This window comes from Leisingera sp. F5 (assembly GCF_001593695.1).
In genome coordinates, this window is record NZ_LUKH01001280.1 from 1 (window position 1) to 1137 (window position 1137).

1 protein-coding gene and 1 pseudogene are annotated in these 1137 nt (G+C 66.1%); both read left to right on the top strand.

Features of this window, described 5'->3' with window-relative positions:
• The coding region (locus tag A2I95_RS40765) for a M17 family metallopeptidase (RefSeq protein ID WP_367153224.1) at positions 1–681 on the top strand (681 nt) is incomplete at its 5' end.
• 4 nt (positions 682–685) lie between these two features.
• Positions 686–1137 (top strand): annotated as a pseudogene (locus A2I95_RS40770) (NLP/P60 hydrolase); the annotation flags it as partial.

Here is a 1137-nt window from a genome sequence, read left to right on the forward strand (position 1 = left end):
GGCGGGTTGAACCTCAAACCCGGCAACAGCATGGCGCTGATGAAAAAAGACATGGGGGGGGCAGCCAATGTCCTGGGGCTGGCGCGGATGATCATGGCCGCTGGCCTGAAACTGCAGCTTCGGGTGCTTATACCGGCAGTGGAGAATGCTGTGTCCGGCCCCGCCTTCCGACCCGGCGATGTGCTGACGTCCCGCAAGGGGCTAACGGTGGAGAACAACAACACCGACGCCGAGGGCCGCTTGGTACTGGCCGACGCACTGGCACTGGCGGCCGAAGACACGCCGGATCTGCTGATCTCCATGGCCACTCTCACCGGGGCTGCCCGTGTGGCCGTCGGCCCGGATTTGTCGCCCTTCTATACCGACCGCGATGCAGATGCCGCCGCGCTGGCGGCCAGTGCGGCGCGCACCGCTGACCCGGTCTGGCGAATGCCTTTTTATGACCCTTACGAGACAATGATCGAACCCGGCATTGCCGATCTCGACAATGCGCCCTCCGGCGGTTTTGCAGGGTCGATCACCGCCGCGCTGTTCCTGCGCCGCTTTGCCGGAGACACCCGCTACATGCATTTCGACATCTACGGCTGGACCCCCAGCGCCGCACCCGGCCGCCCCAAGGGCGGCGCCTTGCAGGGCGCCCGCGCTCTGTTTTCCGCCCTGCCGGACATGCTGGAGATCTGATTCCATGGCAGACCGCCGCCGTACTCCGGTGAATGACCGCATCGCCGCCACGCATCTTGAGACCGCACCAGAAGGGTTGGCGCGGGCCGAAGGCACCGCCGCCCGCATCGGTGTAGCCGTTGCGGACCTCCTGCGCGCGCCTGACGGCGCCCGCGACCGCCAGCTTGTCTACGGCGAGCCGGTCACGGTCTACGAAGACCGCAATGGCTGGTCCTTCCTGCAGGTTGCCAAAGATTCCTACGTGGGCTATCTGCCCAGCGCTTCCCTGACCGCGCCGTTTGAGGCCACGCACTGGGTCAGTGCCCCAGCCACCCATGCCTATTCCGCCGATGACTTCAAATCACCAGAAACCCATGCCCTCAGCCACGGCAGCCGGGTGCAGGTCCTGGGCGGCACCGGGCGGTTTCTGCAAACCAACCTCGGATTCATCCCCGCCCGCCACCTGTCGCCGCTGGG